Raw genomic sequence first — 18,144 nt, 5'->3', positions numbered from 1 at the left:
CGTTGGCCTAAAAGTAACCTTCCATTTTTTTCTTTTCCATCGAACCAGCAGAATCGTTATCGATTACACGGCCTTGACGCTCAGATGTAGTTGTTAACAGCATCTCTTGAATAATTTCAGGTAGTGTCTTCGCTTCAGATTCAATCGCACCTGTTAATGGGTAACAGCCTAATGTACGGAAACGCACATTTTTCATCTGTGGAACTTCACCTTCTTCAAGTGGCATACGGTCATCATCAACCATAATTAATGAACCATCACGTTCAACAACTGGACGTGGTGCAGAGAAGTATAGTGGCACCATTTCGATATCTTCTTGGTAAATGTACTGCCAGATATCAAGCTCAGTCCAGTTAGATAGTGGGAATACACGAATACTTTCGCCACGGTCAACTTTTGAGTTATAGATGTTCCATAATTCAGGACGTTGATTTTTAGGATCCCAACGATGCTTTTTATCACGGAATGAATAAACTCGTTCTTTAGCACGAGATTTCTCTTCATCGCGTCGAGCGCCACCGAATGCAGCATCAAAACCGTAATGGTCTAGTGCTTGTTTTAAGCCTTGTGTTTTCATTACATCTGTATGCTTAGCTGAACCATGTGTAAACGGTCCCATGCCCATTGCAACACCTTCAGGGTTTTTATGAACTAATAAATCAAAATCATACTTCTTCGATAAATTATCACGGAATTCAATCATTTCTTTGAATTTCCAGTCAGTATCAACGTGAAGTAATGGAAAAGGGATTTTACCTGGGTAAAAGGCTTTACGAGCAAGATGCAATAACACAGACGAATCTTTACCAATTGAATACAGCATTACTGGGTTATCAAATTCAGCGGCTACTTCACGCATTATTTGAATTGATTCAGCCTCAAGTGCCTTAAGGTGAGTTAGTCTTTTATTGTTCATGTGTTTCCTTACAAAGTCACAGGATATATATAATTTAAGCGTATTATGCAGTGTTCTCTGAAAAATATCAGTAACAAATTCAGATAGAATATAGAAAATAGTTATAAGCGTAATTAATGATGTTATTGAATATAAGAGTTGATTTTTAAACGTTAAATCACTAAAGAAAAAACGATTTAATCAGCCCTTTAAACTATAAAAACTAAACCAGTAAAGACTAGCTTAATGACAAATACCTTTCTACGACTGTAAAAAGGTATAAAAGTTGTAAAAAATTTAGCGTTAATCTACTTCAAACAAGCAATGATATCAACGAGTAATATTTTATGTCATTAATTACTCTTCAAAGTGAATCAGCTTTGTTTTGCAGATTCTGTTTTGTAGCATTTATTTTTAATACTAAACTTCACTATTAAATTAACTGCCTAATATAATTAAAGGTAGTGATAATAATTGATCACCCGATTTTGCAAAATAAAAAATAATACCAATTAAAGCGCCTACTGTTAATAAATACCAAGCGGTTGAAAATAATTGCCCATAACGATCTAATGGTAATAAATGACTATTAAAACGAGCTCGCCATTCAAATACTATTTCAACACTGCCTATTAATAGTAAAAAACCTAATAACGCTAATCCTAATGCATAGCTAATAAAAACACCTGTGGCAGCACCTAATACGCAAGCTAACAGGCCCACTTTACTGTTCATAGAAAAACTAATGCTTTTTAATATATGCCCACCATCAAGCGGTAAAATAGGCAAAAGGTTAAATAAATTAAGCAAGGCATTAAATGTTGCTAGACCCGCAAAAAATTCACTGCTTGTTAACCAATAAATGATTAAACATACTAATGACATTATTAAGCCAAACGTCGGCCCCATAATTGAAATCACCACATCTTGCCAACGGGTGTTAATTTTTTCGTCTGATACCGCGAGTCCACCAACAAAGGGAATTAAATAAATACCTTTGGTTTTCATACCAAAATATTTCATGGCTCGGATATGCCCATATTCGTGAAAAACCAAACAAGCTATTAATGCAGCAGCAAATTGAAAAGAAAAAAACCAGCTATAAGCTGCAACACTTGCTCCCGCTAACACCACTTTAATAATTTTTGCACTTTTAAATAGTTTTAGCGCTAACGAACCTAAACCAAGAAGGCTTATTTTTTTTGGCTCTGATACGAGCTTTACAGGCGTTTGTTGTTCGATATCTTTCTCATTACGAGAACCTTCTTTTATTAATTGTTCATTTTCAAAAAAAGAATAATGAAGTGAAAATGGCTGCCATACGAGTTCAACCTCTAACTTACACTTTATTGATACTCTTTCAGAATGTTCTCCTTCAGGTGTTAAAGGAAGCTCATTTACCGCTACTTCTTGAAACAGCTCAAACTGATGATTTTTTTTGCCTTGCGCAAACTCGCTTGCTGTTATTTGCGACACAATTTGTTCTCCCCAATGCAGTTGCTGCCAACCAGCCATTGAAGCTTCAAGTCGAAGTGTTTTTCCGTAATGCTCTAATTGTAATAATTCCATGATTTTTCCTTTTAAGTCAGCGTAATTATGACAGAATTAAAAAATACTGACTATCAAGTCATTGCATCAAAACATCCTTATTTCTGACTATCAATTATCACCTTAACCCGTATACTAAGCGTTTTTAGCTTTACCACTTCATGATAAGAGAGAAACACCATGACTCAGAACATTGCTGCATTAGAAAAATTCCAAGATGACGTTAAAGAAAGTCAAGTTTTATGGGCACTACAAGATAAAGCAAGTGGTGATTGGGTTGTGATGGATTCAATGAGCTATGAAGAAACTGAAGTAATGCCATTATGGTCATCTGAAGCGCTAGCAAAAACACATTGTATCGAAGAATGGGAAGATTATACGCCAGCACCTATTGCATTAGCGGATTGGTTTGAGTTCTGGTTAGAAGATTTAGTTGAAGATGATGTTATTGTTGGCCTTAACTGGGTTGGCGATGAAGATGACATTGAGCTAGGTTTATCAGAATTTACTGAAGCGCTTGGCCAAATAGAAGCGTTATAATTTACTCACCTTTATTGGAATTAGTTAATTAAACATTAAAAGCGTGTTAGCTCTACCTATCTTTTATTTACTGATAATGACAGTCCGTTAACATTAGACTATTAATAATAGTAAATCTGAGTAAATAAAACCTAACACGTTTATAACCTATTCCATTTTCTCCCTTTCTAATTACTGTGCCAATTTATTATGTCTGAAAAAAAAACTGAGTCGAATTCAACAATACGTACCATGATCGCCCTTACTAACCCTAAAAGCTCATCTAACGTTGGTGGTGCGATGCGTGCAGCGGGTTGTTATGATGCTCAAAAAGTTGTTTACTCCGGTGACCGATTTAATCGAGCAGTACGTTTAGCGGCAGACACTCAAAAAGTCCACGAGATAGTCCCATTAGTACATTATGATGATCTATTAACCGCTTTAGAGCCGGGTATGAAACTAGTCTGTGTTGATTTAATTGAAGGTGCAATTCCATTACCTAATTTTGAACACCCTGAAAATGCCATGTATTTATTCGGTCCAGAAGATGGGACGATCAAACAGCAAGTGATCAATAAAGCTGATGCAGTGGTTTACATACCAACAATTGGTTGCATGAATTTAGCTGCCTCGGTGAATGTTGTTCTTTATGATAAATTAGCAAAATCACAACAGCATCAATTAGATAATGATTTAATTAAAAATAGCCGTGATAAAAACAACAAAATTAAAGTGAAAGAATTGAAATACAAAAATAATATGATCAAAGAAGCCAAAAGGTTAGAAAGAGAAAAAGCAGAAAAAAACTAAACCTCTAAACTGAACGTATAAAGTATTGGCTTCTTAATACTTATTAAGAAGCCAATACTTTTATTATAAATACAAACTAATTTATTAAAGATGCTCCTCAGCAAATTCAGCTAATCGACTTCTCATCACGCCATTTAGAAAAATATTGGCACTACCTTCAAAATCTTTAAATCGTTCCACTATATAAGTTAATCCCGATGTAACAGGCGTAAGATAATTACTGTCGATTTGAGCAAGATTGCCAGAGCAGACTATTTTAGTCCCTTCCCCACATCGAGTAATGATCGTTTTTAATTGTGAAGCCGTTAAGTTTTGGCATTCATCCAGTAATACAAAACTGTTTTGAATACTCCGTCCCCGCATAAAGTTAACAGACTTAAATTGAATATTAGCTTTATCCATAATGTAGTTAACTGAGCTAGTACTGCAATTATCATTTTTATGTAACACTTCTAAAGTATCAGTCACCGAGGCTAACCAAGGCATCATTTTCTCTTCTTCCGTACCAGGTAAAAAACCAATATTTTCAGCAATATCAGGCGTGTTACGCGTGACAATAATTTTATCGTACTGCTTATTTTCAATCACCAATTCAAGTGCAGCGGCAACCGCGAGTAAGGTTTTCCCACAACCTGCTGGGCCCGTTAAAATAACCAAATCAACCTTCGGGTCTAACAATGCATTGATGGCCATACCTTGATATATATTTTTCGGTGTAATTCCCCAAGCCTGCTGATTCATTAAACGATCGTAACCGATATCTAATAACTCGACTTCATCTTTAAAATGGTCAGTTACTTTTCCAACAAAATCGTTTTTTTCATCAATCACATATTGATTAGTATACGGGTTATGTATTTTGTCTGATTTGAGTTGATGGTAAGTATCTTCACCACGATTGAAGGTTTCACATTCTTTAATATTATCCCAAAACTGTCCTTCTACTGTTTGATAGCCTTTACTTAATAAATCGACATCATCAATAACTTGGTCGGTTCTATAATCTTCTACAAACTTAAGCCCTGCTCCCTTGGCTTTGAGACGCATATTAATGTCTTTAGTCACTAAGATAACTTTAGCAGGAGCTTTGCTTTTTTGTAGGTATAACGCAGCGTTGATAATACGGTTATCGGGTTCATCTTCACTAAAGGATTCTTGTATAAACGAGGCATGGTGATCAGCAAAAATGGAAATAACACCACCTAACTGAACACCTTTGTGATCTATTTCTACTCCTTGGCTAATTTGTTCTGTACTCGCATCTTGAAAAAGTAACTCTAAACTACGGATAGCAACTCGTGCGTCTCTGCTGACATCTTTTTGTCTATCTTTGATTCGGTCTAATTCTTCTAATACTGTCATAGGAATGACAACATTGTGTTCTTGAAAGGAATATAAAGCTAAAGGTTCATGTAATAAAACATTGGTATCTAGTATATAAAATTTACGTGCTATATCTGTCATGAATAATTCCTCTGGGTATGATGTTGCAGTGGAGTTTTTATATAAACAGTAAGTTATTACGCTTTTATGACATGACTATCTTTTACAAAAGCATCATAAAAGTCCAACAATAAGTTATTTATCTAACATTTTTTTAAAAAATCGGTTTCGTAAATGAATATGCAGCGTATAATTGAATTCTAAGTAAAAATCAGCAATTTATTGATTTAATTAAACGAATAATATTATTTGTTACTATTTGAATAATCATTAAGTGTATAAATAAAAAGGTGTGATAAATGAGTACTGTTCTTGAATTGGTAAAAAACACTCGCCGTAAAAACAAACTAAAACGTGAAATCATTGATAATGAGAAAAAAATCCGTGATAACCGCAAACGTGTGGATCTATTAACAAACTTATCTGAGTACATCACACCCAATATGAGTCATGCGGATATTGTTAATATTATCAAAAACATGCAATCTGATTACGAAGATCGTGTTGACGATCACATCATCACAGGCGCTGAGTTATCAAAAGAACGTCGTGAAGTGAATAAACAAATCAATGCATTTAGACGTCCAGAATCAACTAAATAAGTTTTTATTCTGTTCTAAAATTAATTATAAAAAGATAGCTTAGCTATCTTTTTTGCTTTTATATGTTTTATTTTATAGATGGTGAATAATTGATTCTTCCTACCTCTTCCCCACAATCATTAAGAACGAACCATATTGATTTATGGTTTATTGAGCCTCATCTATTATCAATTGAAACGATAACTTCATTACAAACATTATTAAGTGATGAAGAGATATTTAAACTCAAACAATATAAAAACAAAGCTGCGCAACATACCTCGACAATAACCCGTGCGCTATGCCGATTAATATTATCTCAATATACCCATGCTGATCCAAGATCTTTAAAATTTATACGCAATCAACATGGTAAACCAACATTAGTTGATAATATAAATGATCTGCGCTTTAACCTTAGCCATAACAATGAACTCATTATAATGACAGTTTGTATTAGTGATGATATTGGTTGTGATATAGAAAACCCAAAGCGTAAAATCAGTATTGAACCAATTAGTCGACGTTATTTTGCCAAACAAGAACATGAACAACTGATCGATTTATTAGGGGAGCAACAACAGCAACGCTTCTTTGAAATTTGGACGCTAAAGGAAGCTTTTGTTAAAGCGACAGGCATCGGTATTGGACTAGGGTTGGATAGTTTTTACTTTGACTTTAACAAACGATTATCAAATAACATTAATGTTAATTTTAATGACCACTATACACTTGATAAAGAAGCACCTTGGCAATGCATTCAAAGCATGTTTAATAAGCAATCATTAGCAATATGCCGAGCGAGTAAAGTACAACAAACTATAAATGACTTTGATGCTAAGCATTTATTAGCCTCATTAGATTAAATAGATTGAGCCAATGTACCCAACTTCAAAGAGTTTAGTTAAGACTAAATTAACCCAAACCATGAGTAAAGTAGATAGCTCACTTCTTTACAGCATTTATAACGAAGAAATGAATCATTTTACCAAGCAAAATTAATAACAGTTTAATACTTGATTCCGTGAGTTAGTATCTAAATATATTTTAAGGCGCACATATTATTTTAAAGCTAAAAATTCAACTGCAGCCGAAAAATTTTCACCACCATATTCACTAACACGTATTAGTTTGGCTGTCGCATTTAACGGAAGAAAACGTTCATCATCAGTATTTAGATGTATATTGACTTCATCACCAGTACTTAATCCGGGTTTGTTGAACGAAATTCGCATTCCAGTGCTACTTAAATCGCTACAAATTCCATGGTAAGTAATTCCATCTTTTATAATTTCGATAGGTAAATTAATTTCCATTCGATGGAATGATCGTTGTTCATTTTGTGCAAAATACATAATTATCCCTTTTTCAAAGTTCTAAAATGACTTATAAATAACATTTCTGCAAGTTTGAAATAAGTTATTTTAATCAGTTTGAGAGAGCCGTAACATTGCTCAATATTAATATTGGCAATCATATAAGTAATCACAATTTATTACTCATTGTGTGCTCGTGATTAAATGTCAATAATGATTAAAATTAAACCAGTAATGCCAATATTTCATTTGGAATCGGTTGTAACTGCTTATCTTTATCTAAACAGACCATTTCGATATCTCCAATTACTGCGGCTCTTATCGCATTAGGACGCCACACTTCTTGTCGCCATAATGTTTTATATTTACCTTCAATAATAAAACTGGTACGAATATCACACACCTCAGCAAACTCCACTCCTTCTTGAAAGATCATATTGGCTTTATAAACAGCAAAACCGATGCCTTGCTCATTCCATAATCTATTTAAACGTTGGCTATCAATTACATGTTCACGAGCACGCTCAAAATATTTCAAAAAATTGGGATGATAAACCACGCCAGAATGATCTGTATCTTCATAATAAATCTGCACGGGATGATGGTATATTTTATTACTCATATACAAAACCTATTTGTCTAATAACAGTTTACAATAAGCCTAATGTCGATTCTACATCGTCAAAAACGCTTTAATTTTAATCATAAGTCATTGATCATTATACCACTTATCTTGCCACTACAAATATAAAATTAATAGTTAACACTTTATAGTGAATTTATAATCTAGAACTTATAAATATAAAAGTATATTCAGTAATACTGATACTCAAAACAACTGAAATACCTACATATAAACTAAACGGCGCTTAATTAGATAAATAACGATAAAAAGTTAATTTAACTCTCGCTGTTTATCGTTATATCTTAAATAAAAGACAATTTATAAAACGTTTTATTATCAATATATAATTAACCACAGCATAATGATTCGCATAAAATGAGTATTAATATTTCCATGCACATACTGATTAGTAATTAAGGAATGTCAATTGACCACCCACATAAACATTAACTTCGTTAATTCGATTGAAAATATCAATGAGAATGATTGGAACAAGTTAAACAACTCAACCTGCCCTTTTCTTCGCTATGATTTTTTTAAGGCACTTGAGAATAGTCAGTCCGTTAGTACTCAACAAGGATGGCAACCTCACCACTTGCTCGCAAAAGCAGGTGATGAGGTCCTCGCTATTATGCCAATGTATTTAAAGAGTCACTCATGGGGAGAGTATGTTTTTGATTGGGATTGGGCAGATGCATTTAAAAGATACAACATTGATTATTATCCTAAATTAGTAGCGACCATACCTTTTACGCCTGTCAATAGTGATAAATTACTGTCTTCAGAGCTACACTTATGCAATTTATTTGAACCGCTAATACAACATTGTGAACAAGAACAAATTAACAGTTGGCATTTACTTTATTGCGATCAAATAACAACAGCGTTACCAGAAGATGTTTATCAACGTAATACCGTACAATTTCATTGGTTTGATCGTAACTATAAAAGCTTCGATGACTTCCTTAATACTTTTACATCACGTAAAAGAAGAAGCACGCGTAAAGAAAGGTTATCAGTGGTTCAGCAAGGAATTAACATTCGACGATTAGTAAATCATCAAATCACACAGAAAGACTTAGATTTCTTTTATTTAACCTATCAATTAACCTATTTAAAACGTGGTCACCAGCCTCATTTAAATGCAGAGTTCTTTAAAGATATAGTCAATAAAATGACCGATAATGTCTTATTACTCATTGCGGATAATGGCCAAGAAGATGTTGCTTGTGCATTGTTTTTTTATGATGACTCACAACTATACGGGCGTTATTGGGGGTGTACTGAATACTATAATAATTTACATTTTGAACTTTGTTATTATCAAGGTATTGAGTTTTGTATTGAAAATAATCTAACAAGTTTTAATCCAGGTACTCAGGGAGAGCATAAAATTCAAAGAGGCTTTGAACCTATTTTAACTTACTCTTATCATTGGATAATGCACCCTAGCTTTAAAGATGCGATTAAAGATTTTTGTCAACAAGAGCAAAGCCACATGCTAATGTATCAAGAACAATGTCGTGAATTCTTACCCTTCAAAAAATTAGATTAAAAATGACCAATAAACCTTTTTCTCAAGCATCTGAAAACAATAAAAAACCTATTCTCAATCTTTTAACAAGCCTATTCGCGTCTAATAAACATGTATTAGAAATTGGTTCAGGGACAGGACAACATGCCGTCTTCTTTGCTGAACATTTAACGCACTTAACTTGGCAAACCAGTGATTTACCAATCAATCACAGTGGCATTAATCAATGGTTAGATGAAAGCGCATTAGCGAATATTGAAAAACCTATCATCGTTGATTTAAATGAAAATTGGCCAATTCCAAACAAAGCATTACCAATAGACGCATTGTTTACAGCGAATACGTTACACATAATAAGCTGGCCATTAGTGGTTAAGTTTTTTGAGGGCATTGCGCATAACTTGTCAGAAGGCGCTCATATTTGTATTTATGGTCCTTTTAAATATAAAGGAAAGTTTACTAGCGAAAGCAATGAAAGTTTTGATTTGTGGCTAAAAGAAAGAGATAAAAACAGCGGTATTCGTAACATTGAAGACATATTAATATTGGCAAACTCAGCAAACCTTAATCTAATAAATGATCACGTAATGCCCGCTAACAATCAGCTATTATGCTTTCGAAAACAGACTTCCAACAAATAACCCTAACCCGTTGCTTCGCAGTGACGGTAAGCAGCACTAAGATTTATTGTCAGCACTTAACACTCAATCTAGTGCAGCTGCCCTCCCCAACGCTCGTTATTCAATGATTAAGTCATCATTAACATTAATTCATTTAACGATTTAGACTTAGAAAAGTAGCAAATACATACCAAATAAGTAAAATAATAATCACATCAGACAAAAAAGCCTAAAAGCACCTTTGAATTATTAATTGTATTAATAGTCCAATATTTTATTACTTATCAGAACCTCAGTGAGATCAAAAGCATGAATAAATCGGAAAAATTTACCATCCGAGTTAATTTTAAACCGCAACAAAATAGTATCACTCAGGATGAAAAAAAATATCAGTACCACTGGGGGAGAATTATTGGATGTTCTCTATTAGTGTTTATGGCCATTGGCAGTAGTGTTTATTATGGTAGTTATTATTTTTCTCAAGACAATACTGATGAGAATCAAACAATAGCAGCAAAGACTGACAGTACAGAGCCAACAACAGTATCCCAAATTCCTACAATAGAAAATTCAGGTTCAACAACAACGGCCAACATACCAAATGAGACAAAAACACCAATAAATGAACCAGAGCTGGCCCAATTAGAAAGCCTTAGTATTGAAAATATCAGTGTTGATGCAACACCTGTTAATGCCATAGAAAGTGAGCTTACAAAAATCACTTCAGCTATTAAGCAGTCAAGTGAAAATACTTCGTCAAGTGACAATACAACCGTGTCTGACGTCACAAGTGGCGATACTGAACAATCCCCTGTTATCGAAGATAAAATAAATAATTTAACAGCTAATGCATCGACAGCCTTAAATACGGCGGCAACTGAGGCACCTGTAATAAAGACCAATAATTCCTCGGTACTATTCACTCAGGTTAAAACAGAGATATTTTCTGATGATGTTGAACGTTTTACTCTTTCTCAAAATGTCATCAATAATGAACCAGTAGGCACTATCAACGACATTGTTTTTGATAATAATATTGCAACGATCTATGCTTTCTCTCAAATTGATGACTCAAAAAATACGACGCTCTATTATCAATGGAGTTTAAATGATGAACATATTGCAAAAATACGAATAGGCGTCATAGGTAATCGTTGGAGAAGTCATTCGAGTAAGTTCATTCAATCAAATATGCATGGCCAATGGAAAGTTGAACTTCAAAACCAAAACGATGACGTACTGGCTATTAGTCAATTTAAATACTAGATTTATCTGTGACGGTTTTTAATAAATAAACAGATATACCCGTTACCATTCAAGATACAAAATTCAGCAAGCAGTGAAGTGAACAGATGCTAGGCAGGAAGAAGAAGATCTAATGGGTTAAATCGACACTTTCTAACAACGAAAGTGTTTACTTCACAGATTACCTTCTGGGTCGTTAGCTTGAACGGTAACGGGTATAAATAATAAAGGACTATTCATGATGAAATCTAACTTTCATATCGGTATTGTATTAACGCTCATGTCATTTATGGGTTTCGCTATAGCAGAACAATCATTAACGGTAACAGCAAGTGCCTATACTTCAAGTATCCGCGAGACAGATTCGACGCCAAACGAAGCCGCATGGGGAGACAAACTGAAACCAGGTATGAAATCGATTGCCGTATCAAGAGACCTTTTGAAATTGGGGTTAACTCATCAACAAGAAGTTAGAATTAAAGGTTTCGAAGGCACGTTTCGAGTGTTAGATAAAATGAATAAACGCTGGAAAAAGAAAATCGATATTTACATGGGTAAAGATGTTAAAAAAGCGCGAGAATGGGGGAAACAGCAAGTTGTTATCTATTGGACCAATGATAAATAACCACTCATTACCCATCTCATGATGACTTAATAAATTCGTTAACCCAATATCAATTTAGACAGCTCAAAGGCGTTTTCGCATACGCTTTAATATTGTTTCAGAATCTAGCTGAGATTGGTACTTTTCATAATCTAGCCCTTTGGCAAAAATGTATTTTGTTAGTAGTACTCTAACTTGTTGCAATAAAAGCTCAGCATCCCAGTCCAATTCATAAAAACGATTAATATGAGCCACATTAATCGCATTAATCAGTACCTCTTTTGACGTATCATTAGCAATCAATATTCTTTTGGTATGATCAAATCGAGTATCTTCCGCTATAACGTCTAACAATTGCTTTGCACATTCAGCGCATTCAGTTAACCCAGAAACTAATATTGCGACAAAGTCTCCTTGTCTATCAATACTATCTAACTTAGTTATAGCTTCATCGGCTGAATGGCACTGAGTGAAGGTTAAAAATTCAGTTAATGGCGCGAGATCATGTAATAGTTTAAACGTCACTTCGCTATCTTCATCGACACAAACAAGATGTAATTTATCCATGATTTCCCTCTAAAGTAGATGCCTGTTCTAAACTCGACCTAATAGATTCAATACCCAAACGACAACAAAGCTTAGTAATACACCAGATAGTCCAACGATAATACCTACCTTAGCCATGTCATTTGTTTTTATGTGGCCAGTAGCATGAGCTAACGCATTAGGCGGCGTGCTAATAGGTAATGCCATACCGAGTGAAGAGGCAAAGGTAACCACTAATATCAAAGCGACTTCACCTCCCAATGGAGCTAATGAAGTCATTGAAGCGCCTAATGCTGCCATCATAGGCAACAACAAATTTGCTGTTGCAGTATTAGACATCAACCAACTCATCAAGGTAGCGCCAACTAACACCACATAAGGAGAAAAAGAGTTAAAGGGAATGCTGTAAACGATCAATTCCGCTAAACCGCTTTTATCTAATGCTAAACCTAATGCAATACCACCGGATACTAACCACAATACATCCCATGAAATTTTCTTTAAATCATCTTTAGTAATGATACCAGTCATGAGAAAAACAGTCACAGGGAGCATTGCCACCGTATAAGAATTCATTCCATGAACAGAGCCCATTAACCATAATAAAATAGTAACAATAAATATCGTATAAACTAACAACGCTTTCGGTGTTTTTAAAAACTCGCCTTGAATATCTAATGTAATTTTCTGTTGTTTAGCAGGGAAAAGTTTATTGATAAGAAACCATGAAAAAGCCATCATTAACAAAGCAAAAGGCACCCCAAATGCCATCCACTCGCCAAAATTAATACTGTTGATACCTTGTAAGTATTTAAGTGCAATAGCATTTGGTGGCGTACCAATAGGAGTTCCAATTCCACCTATATTAGCAGCAAGAGGAATACATAAAGCAAAAGCTATACGACCAGGATCTTTAGGGCTAAACAATGCAATCACAGGAGCTAAAATTGACAACATCATGGCAGTTGTTGCGGTGTTTGACATAAACATTGAAAACATTCCCGTGATCAACATCAGTCCTAACATGACATAACGAGGGTTATTGCCAAAGGGATGGAGAAGTACTCTTGCTAAATTTACATCTAAGCGAAATTTTGTAGCGGCAATAGCTAAAAAGAAACCGCCTAAAAAAAGCATAATAATCGGACTAGCAAAAGTAGCCATGATATCGACATGGTTGATTACAACACCATACTGCGGAGTTCCTTCTAAGCCACGAAAAAAAATGATTGCTTTATCGGAGACTAAAAACAGTTCAAGAGCGATAATAGCGACAGAAGTTGCATAAATAGGGATTGGCTCCAATACCCAACTGAGCGTAGCGAATACAAAAATAGCGGCAATACGTTTTTGTACAATCGTCATACCTTCAAAAGGAAAAACAGATAATGGTAAATAAAGAATCAATAATGGTATGGCTATTGGCAATATATATTTTAAATATTTATGCATTTCATCGCCTCCTAAACATTCACCAATAATCTATAGCCAATCACCTATAAGGTGCTAAACAGACATTAATACCGAAAGAATTAATAAGGTGATCATTCTTGCTGGTTAAAATCACCCCTAACTGCGTTGTGAGTTTTGAAGTGAGAACAACTATCTCCTACAACTCACGCCTTATTAGTGTTAATTTTTCCTGCGCAATCTCTGATCACTTATTTAATTCCATTGGTATAAGAAAGAACTAATTGTTGTTTAAAGCCATTATCAAGAGTCTAACATTGACAAGAATAGTGCTAGATCAATAAAAGAGGCGTTAAATGAAATGATGTTATTTCTTTGTAGAGGAGATCAAAAAAGCAATTGTGAGCATTAATCTATTTCTATGCATTTTTCTGTAGTCTCTCCTATTACAAGGTTTTTATATGCAGTGCTTTATTGCCTTATCTTGTGATAAAAAGCCTATGATGAAGTTACTTTCTTTTATGACGAAACGTTAAGCTTCTCTAAGTCTGTTTCAGCAATAGCTTTAATATGTTGAATAGCTTTAGGATCACGTATACAAAGTGCCACAATAACTAATAACATCGCAGTGATATCAAGTCGCGTTAACCTAGTATCAAGCAACAATGAACAAGAGAGCATAGCGACGACCAACTCAGCAGCGCCCAAGATAGCAATAACGTCAGGTTTTGTTTTAATGGCGCCTATTACAAATAAATATTGAGGTAACGCGGCTGCAATAAAGGCCAACCCCAATAATGCCCACCATCCATTTAGCCCATCAGGAAATATCATCACAGGGCAACTATAAATAGCCATTGGAATCAGTACGATTAAATGCCCTATGGTTCCCCAAGCCATACGCCCTAGTGCCGTTAAGTTCTGTTTAGGCTTTGCTAAATATTGAATTTGCAAAGCAAATATCATTGGCGCTAAAAAACAACCGATCACCAACCACTTAGATTCCATTGATAATTGATCTGGCTGGATAACTAATGACGCGGCAATCAACACTAATATGGCAGATAATAAGGCATTGATGCTCACCATACGTTGGAACATTAAGACACCAATCAACAGAGAGAAAAACGGATACGTATAATAAATCAGAATAGCCGTGGCTGATGGTAACGTTTGCAACGCATAAAAGTAAACTAACATAGCGAGACCATTAGCGAATCCTAACATCAACATTCTGCTCACTTCAGCCCATAAAACTAAAGGGGTTGGAAGATAAAATAACAACAAAATACAAGGTAAAACAAAACGATAAAGTGTCACCATTTCCGGCGTCATGCCTTGAGCAAACAAGATTTGCACAAACAGTGGATTGAAGCCAAATCCAATAGCCGCTAATAACACGAATAAAGGCCCGTTTGTTTGTGATGTCATTTTTTATTCCTATTATTTATCGTTGATTAACGCTTCAAGGCAAATGATCTTAGCAATGGTAACGCCTGTGCATTGAAACTAACTCTAGTTTAGATTCGATAGACAATAGTAGAATTTACATTAATATATAAGTGAATTTTTAATTAAAAACATGCATTTTATTCATGCAATAAAACCCGTGGCAATAAGTAATTTTAAGAAAAAATAGCTAACGGTATTAGTGCAAGTATTGATGTAGATAATGTTGTAGGTAATGATGTCAACATTGATATAACAGCAGATAACAGCATAACGACTTTAAATGGACTCTCTATGAAACTCGACATTAAACACTGGCAAATGCTTAGCACTATCTCTGAGTTAGGTAATGTTGCACAAGCAGCTGATGCTTTAGGTATCAGTCAATCAGCATTAAGCCATCGCATAGCAGAAGCAGAACGTCGGTTAGGAGGAAAGCTTTTTGAAAAAGAAGGTCGTCGTTTAAAGTTAACACCAGCAGGTTCATTAATAACAAAAGCGGCGCTACAAACCCTTCCTATATTAGAGCGAGCAGAAACCGATTTTGAAGCGAATGCCAGCCTAAATAATCAAGTCGTACGCTTAGGGGTTGCTTCTTATTCATGTTATTACTGGCTTCCTGCTTTTATTCAATTTGTTAACCAAAATACGTCAAATTTAAAAATAAGATTAGTCGCCTCAGCCACACAGAATCCTATAACCAGTCTACAACATGGTTCAGTCGATGTCGTGATTGCACCAGGACACCTTGCGACACCAGGCATAAAAACAACACCGCTTTTTATCGATGAATTAGTACTGGTAACGCCCTATCACGATCCGTTAAGCAATAAAAACTTCATTGAAGCTGAAGATCTCAGAGAAAAACATTACTACACTTATAGCCAAACCGTATTGCCTGGCTTTGAATATGACCGTTTTATTAGCCCTTCAGGCGTTATTCCACAACAGTTAGAGATCGTTGAAATGACCGATGCGATTATTGAATTAATTAGTGCAGGCCTAGGCGTGAGCATATTGTCAAAATGGGCGGTCAGTTCTGCACTTAAAACCCAAAGAATTAGCTCAACTAAACTGGGCCCCAAAGGGCTTGACCTTGCTTGGTCTGCACTCACCAGAGAAAGTGAAAAGAAAGGGAGTCCTAGTAAACAACTCGCTACACTTTTAGCTCGTTGGCATAAGACAATGTAAACTCACAGTTAGACAGAGTTATTTACAGAGTCCATTTATGTAGATATTAAGCATTAAATCGCTCCCTTTCTCATTAGAGAAAATAGACGCTGAATAGAATAAGCGATTACTGTATTATGTCGCGCATATATTCCCCCGAGATTTAAGAGCTTTAATGACTATTCAACAATTCGATAATGCACTCACAATTATGCGTACTGGTAACAATGAAGAGAAGGTACCCGTTATTGAAGGGTTAACTCCCTCTAGCATCGTACTTTCAACGCTTAACTCTAAATATATTCACTCTAGTTTAGGGCTACGTTACTTGTATGCGAACTTAAAAGAGTTGCAAGATAATTGTGAAGTTAAAGAATTTGTTATTCATACTCGTCCATTAGATATTGTTGAACAAATACTAGCGGCCAAGCCATCGATAGTAGGTTTTGGGGTTTATATTTGGAATATTGTTGAAACTACTAATGTGGTTAGCCTACTAAAAGTCATTGCTCCAGAAGTTACAATAGTACTCGGTGGACCTGAAGTAAGTTATGAATCAGAAGATCAACTTATTGTTCAAACGGCAGATTATGTATTAACAGGTGAAGCGGATATCAGCTTCTATGAACTTTGTAGAGATCTTCTGAGCAATAATGCACCAGATACAAAGATCATGAAATCAAAACCCGTTGATTTAAAAGATCTTGAAATGCCTTATCAGTATTATACCGATGAAGATTTAAAGAATCGCTTACTCTATGTTGAAGCATCTCGTGGCTGCCCTTTCAAATGTGAATTTTGCTTATCTTCGTTAGATACCAAATCCAATCCTTATGAGTTAACCGTGTTCTTAAAGCAAATGCTCACACTGTATGAACGTGGCGCTCGTAACTTTAAGTTTATTGATAGAACCTTTAACTTAGACATTAATACCTCACTGCAAATTATGCAATTTTTCTTAGATAGAATGACCGATGACTTGTATCTGCACTTTGAAGTAGTGCCAGATCACCTGCCTAGAAAACTAAAAGAAATGTTAGCGCTATTCCCTGAAAATACATTGCAGTTTGAAATTGGTATTCAAACCTTTGACCAACAAGTTCAAACTAATATCAGCCGTAAACAAAATAACAAAAAATCAAAAGATAATTTAATCTGGCTGAAAGAAAATACCACCGCACATATTCATGCCGATTTAATTTTTGGACTACCAGGTGAAACTTTTGACACCTTTAAGGATAGTTTCGACCAGCTATACGCGTGTAAGCCACATGAAATACAAATGGGTATTTTAAAGCGCCTTAAAGGAAGCCCGATTATTAGACACACTGAAAATTTTGATTTACGTTTTAACCCGTTACCACCGTTTAATATTTTAAGTACGGATCGTGTCGATTTTGCCACCATGCAATTGGTTAATCGCTTTGCAAGATATTGGGATATGATTGGTAATTCAGGACGATTTAAACACACCTTAGATTACCTACTCGCTGATAAGCCTTTTGATAACTTTATGGCGATTTCTAACTGGATATTCGACGAAACGGGACAAACACATAAGATTAATCTTAAGCGTTTATACGAGTTAATTTCGCAATCGGTCGTTGCTTTGTTTCCTGACCAACATGAAGTCGTGCTGCCACAACTTGAGCGAGACTACACGGCTTCAGGCCTTAAAAGTGTATTCAACACACTTAACCTTTATGCTGCACAGGTAAAAGACGCCACTAAACCAAGTAAGTTATTACAACGTCAGAAGCAACACATGCAATAAAGCTGTGCTGCTATTCTTTCCTATTAATTATCAACATTAAAACTCTGGCAGATTC

The 18,144-nt window shown here is 35.1% G+C and carries 18 protein-coding genes; 10 read left to right on the top strand and 8 right to left on the bottom strand.

What is annotated here, in order from left to right:
- Positions 1-7 precede the first annotated feature (7 nt).
- Entirely contained in the window at positions 8-916 is a 909-nt protein-coding gene (cysD, locus tag SP041_RS03415) for a sulfate adenylyltransferase subunit CysD (protein WP_025564457.1), read from the bottom strand.
- 417 nt (positions 917-1,333) lie between these two features.
- Positions 1,334-2,464 (bottom strand): site-2 protease family protein, encoded by a 1,131-nt coding sequence (locus SP041_RS03410; RefSeq protein ID WP_137297406.1) that lies wholly within the window; start codon positions 2,462-2,464, stop codon positions 1,334-1,336.
- Between the two features lie 159 nt (positions 2,465-2,623).
- Between SP041_RS03410 and SP041_RS03405 the strand changes: the two genes are divergently transcribed.
- Both SP041_RS03405 and SP041_RS03400 read left to right on the top strand, forming a co-directional pair.
- A complete protein-coding gene (locus SP041_RS03405) occupies positions 2,624-2,983 on the top strand; it encodes a DUF2750 domain-containing protein (protein WP_137297405.1) in 360 nt (119 codons plus the stop codon).
- Positions 2,984-3,172: 189 nt separating this feature from the next.
- Complete coding sequence (locus SP041_RS03400; protein ID WP_137297404.1) at positions 3,173-3,772, top strand: RNA methyltransferase; 600 nt, start codon at positions 3,173-3,175, stop codon at positions 3,770-3,772.
- Positions 3,773-3,856: 84 nt separating this feature from the next.
- Here the strand turns inward: SP041_RS03400 and SP041_RS03395 are convergent, their stop codons facing one another.
- Positions 3,857-5,236, bottom strand: coding sequence for a PhoH family protein (locus SP041_RS03395; RefSeq protein WP_137297403.1), 1,380 nt, complete (start codon positions 5,234-5,236; stop codon positions 3,857-3,859).
- 278 nt (positions 5,237-5,514) lie between these two features.
- Here SP041_RS03395 and SP041_RS03390 point away from each other — a divergent pair, with 278 nt between their 5' ends.
- Both SP041_RS03390 and SP041_RS03385 read left to right on the top strand, forming a co-directional pair.
- On the top strand, positions 5,515-5,817 hold the full coding sequence (locus tag SP041_RS03390; RefSeq protein WP_137297402.1) for a DUF496 family protein: 303 nt from the start codon (positions 5,515-5,517) through the stop codon (positions 5,815-5,817).
- An 89-nt stretch (positions 5,818-5,906) separates the two neighbouring features.
- The gene (locus tag SP041_RS03385) at positions 5,907-6,662 is read left to right on the top strand and encodes a 4'-phosphopantetheinyl transferase superfamily protein (protein WP_137297401.1); all 756 of its coding nucleotides are present in this window, start codon (positions 5,907-5,909) and stop codon (positions 6,660-6,662) included.
- Positions 6,663-6,857: 195 nt separating this feature from the next.
- On the opposite strand, the gene SP041_RS03380 is transcribed toward SP041_RS03385, so the two are convergent.
- Positions 6,858-7,151 (bottom strand): PilZ domain-containing protein, encoded by a 294-nt coding sequence (locus SP041_RS03380; RefSeq protein WP_137297400.1) that lies wholly within the window; start codon positions 7,149-7,151, stop codon positions 6,858-6,860.
- A 184-nt stretch (positions 7,152-7,335) separates the two neighbouring features.
- Positions 7,336-7,734 carry a thioesterase family protein gene (locus SP041_RS03375; protein WP_137297399.1) on the bottom strand — a complete coding sequence of 133 codons (399 nt, stop codon included), beginning with the start codon at positions 7,732-7,734 and terminating at the stop codon, positions 7,336-7,338.
- A 430-nt stretch (positions 7,735-8,164) separates the two neighbouring features.
- Between SP041_RS03375 and SP041_RS03370 the strand changes: the two genes are divergently transcribed.
- From SP041_RS03370 to SP041_RS03355, 4 genes are all read left to right on the top strand, one after another.
- Positions 8,165-9,292 carry a GNAT family N-acetyltransferase gene (locus tag SP041_RS03370; protein WP_137297398.1) on the top strand — a complete coding sequence of 376 codons (1,128 nt, stop codon included), beginning with the start codon at positions 8,165-8,167 and terminating at the stop codon, positions 9,290-9,292.
- A 2-nt stretch (positions 9,293-9,294) separates the two neighbouring features.
- Positions 9,295-9,912 (top strand): DUF938 domain-containing protein, encoded by a 618-nt coding sequence (locus tag SP041_RS03365; protein WP_137297397.1) that lies wholly within the window; start codon positions 9,295-9,297, stop codon positions 9,910-9,912.
- A 288-nt stretch (positions 9,913-10,200) separates the two neighbouring features.
- Positions 10,201-11,157 carry a DUF2914 domain-containing protein gene (locus SP041_RS03360; RefSeq protein WP_137297396.1) on the top strand — a complete coding sequence of 319 codons (957 nt, stop codon included), beginning with the start codon at positions 10,201-10,203 and terminating at the stop codon, positions 11,155-11,157.
- A 217-nt stretch (positions 11,158-11,374) separates the two neighbouring features.
- On the top strand, positions 11,375-11,761 hold the full coding sequence (locus tag SP041_RS03355) for a 3D domain-containing protein (RefSeq protein WP_240791410.1): 387 nt from the start codon (positions 11,375-11,377) through the stop codon (positions 11,759-11,761).
- Between the two features lie 63 nt (positions 11,762-11,824).
- On the opposite strand, the gene SP041_RS03350 is transcribed toward SP041_RS03355, so the two are convergent.
- The 3 genes from SP041_RS03350 to SP041_RS03340 all read right to left on the bottom strand — a co-directional run bounded on the left by SP041_RS03350 (position 11,825) and on the right by SP041_RS03340 (position 15,127).
- The gene (locus SP041_RS03350) at positions 11,825-12,307 is read right to left on the bottom strand and encodes a response regulator (protein WP_137297395.1); all 483 of its coding nucleotides are present in this window, start codon (positions 12,305-12,307) and stop codon (positions 11,825-11,827) included.
- A gap of 27 nt (positions 12,308-12,334) precedes the next feature.
- Positions 12,335-13,738, bottom strand: a complete 1,404-nt coding sequence (locus SP041_RS03345) for an SLC13 family permease (protein WP_137297394.1) — start codon at positions 13,736-13,738, stop codon at positions 12,335-12,337.
- A 477-nt stretch (positions 13,739-14,215) separates the two neighbouring features.
- Positions 14,216-15,127 carry a DMT family transporter gene (locus SP041_RS03340; protein WP_137297393.1) on the bottom strand — a complete coding sequence of 304 codons (912 nt, stop codon included), beginning with the start codon at positions 15,125-15,127 and terminating at the stop codon, positions 14,216-14,218.
- A gap of 312 nt (positions 15,128-15,439) precedes the next feature.
- Here SP041_RS03340 and SP041_RS03335 point away from each other — a divergent pair, with 312 nt between their 5' ends.
- Both SP041_RS03335 and SP041_RS03330 read left to right on the top strand, forming a co-directional pair.
- Positions 15,440-16,336: a LysR family transcriptional regulator gene (locus tag SP041_RS03335; RefSeq protein ID WP_205961159.1), complete on the top strand. Its 897-nt coding sequence runs from the start codon at positions 15,440-15,442 to the stop codon at positions 16,334-16,336.
- Between the two features lie 154 nt (positions 16,337-16,490).
- Entirely contained in the window at positions 16,491-18,089 is a 1,599-nt protein-coding gene (locus tag SP041_RS03330) for a radical SAM protein (protein WP_137297392.1), read from the top strand.
- Positions 18,090-18,144: the final 55 nt, after the last annotated feature.

It is taken from the genome of Psychromonas sp. SP041 (assembly GCF_000470315.2).
Classification (GTDB): Bacteria; Pseudomonadota; Gammaproteobacteria; order Enterobacterales; family Psychromonadaceae; genus Psychromonas.
Note: the sequence above shows the minus strand (reverse complement) of the source record. Positions and strands in the feature narration are given on the sequence as shown.

What these genes read in the sequence shown, in the direction of transcription:
- SP041_RS03365 (WP_137297397.1), top strand. Translation starts at nt 9,295, where the DNA reads ATGACCAATAAACCTTTTTCTCAAGCATCTGAAAACAATAAAAAACCT.
- cysD (WP_025564457.1), bottom strand. Translation starts at nt 916, where the DNA reads ATGAACAATAAAAGACTAACTCACCTTAAGGCACTTGAGGCTGAATCA.
- SP041_RS03400 (WP_137297404.1), top strand. Translation starts at nt 3,173, where the DNA reads ATGTCTGAAAAAAAAACTGAGTCGAATTCAACAATACGTACCATGATC.
- SP041_RS03345 (WP_137297394.1), bottom strand. Translation starts at nt 13,738, where the DNA reads ATGCATAAATATTTAAAATATATATTGCCAATAGCCATACCATTATTG.
- SP041_RS03355 (WP_240791410.1), top strand. Translation starts at nt 11,375, where the DNA reads ATGATGAAATCTAACTTTCATATCGGTATTGTATTAACGCTCATGTCA.
- SP041_RS03340 (WP_137297393.1), bottom strand. Translation starts at nt 15,127, where the DNA reads ATGACATCACAAACAAACGGGCCTTTATTCGTGTTATTAGCGGCTATT.
- SP041_RS03410 (WP_137297406.1), bottom strand. Translation starts at nt 2,464, where the DNA reads ATGGAATTATTACAATTAGAGCATTACGGAAAAACACTTCGACTTGAA.
- SP041_RS03350 (WP_137297395.1), bottom strand. Translation starts at nt 12,307, where the DNA reads ATGGATAAATTACATCTTGTTTGTGTCGATGAAGATAGCGAAGTGACG.
- SP041_RS03390 (WP_137297402.1), top strand. Translation starts at nt 5,515, where the DNA reads ATGAGTACTGTTCTTGAATTGGTAAAAAACACTCGCCGTAAAAACAAA.
- SP041_RS03380 (WP_137297400.1), bottom strand. Translation starts at nt 7,151, where the DNA reads ATGTATTTTGCACAAAATGAACAACGATCATTCCATCGAATGGAAATT.
- SP041_RS03330 (WP_137297392.1), top strand. Translation starts at nt 16,491, where the DNA reads ATGACTATTCAACAATTCGATAATGCACTCACAATTATGCGTACTGGT.
- SP041_RS03335 (WP_205961159.1), top strand. Translation starts at nt 15,440, where the DNA reads ATGAAACTCGACATTAAACACTGGCAAATGCTTAGCACTATCTCTGAG.
- SP041_RS03395 (WP_137297403.1), bottom strand. Translation starts at nt 5,236, where the DNA reads ATGACAGATATAGCACGTAAATTTTATATACTAGATACCAATGTTTTA.
- SP041_RS03405 (WP_137297405.1), top strand. Translation starts at nt 2,624, where the DNA reads ATGACTCAGAACATTGCTGCATTAGAAAAATTCCAAGATGACGTTAAA.
- SP041_RS03375 (WP_137297399.1), bottom strand. Translation starts at nt 7,734, where the DNA reads ATGAGTAATAAAATATACCATCATCCCGTGCAGATTTATTATGAAGAT.
- SP041_RS03360 (WP_137297396.1), top strand. Translation starts at nt 10,201, where the DNA reads ATGAATAAATCGGAAAAATTTACCATCCGAGTTAATTTTAAACCGCAA.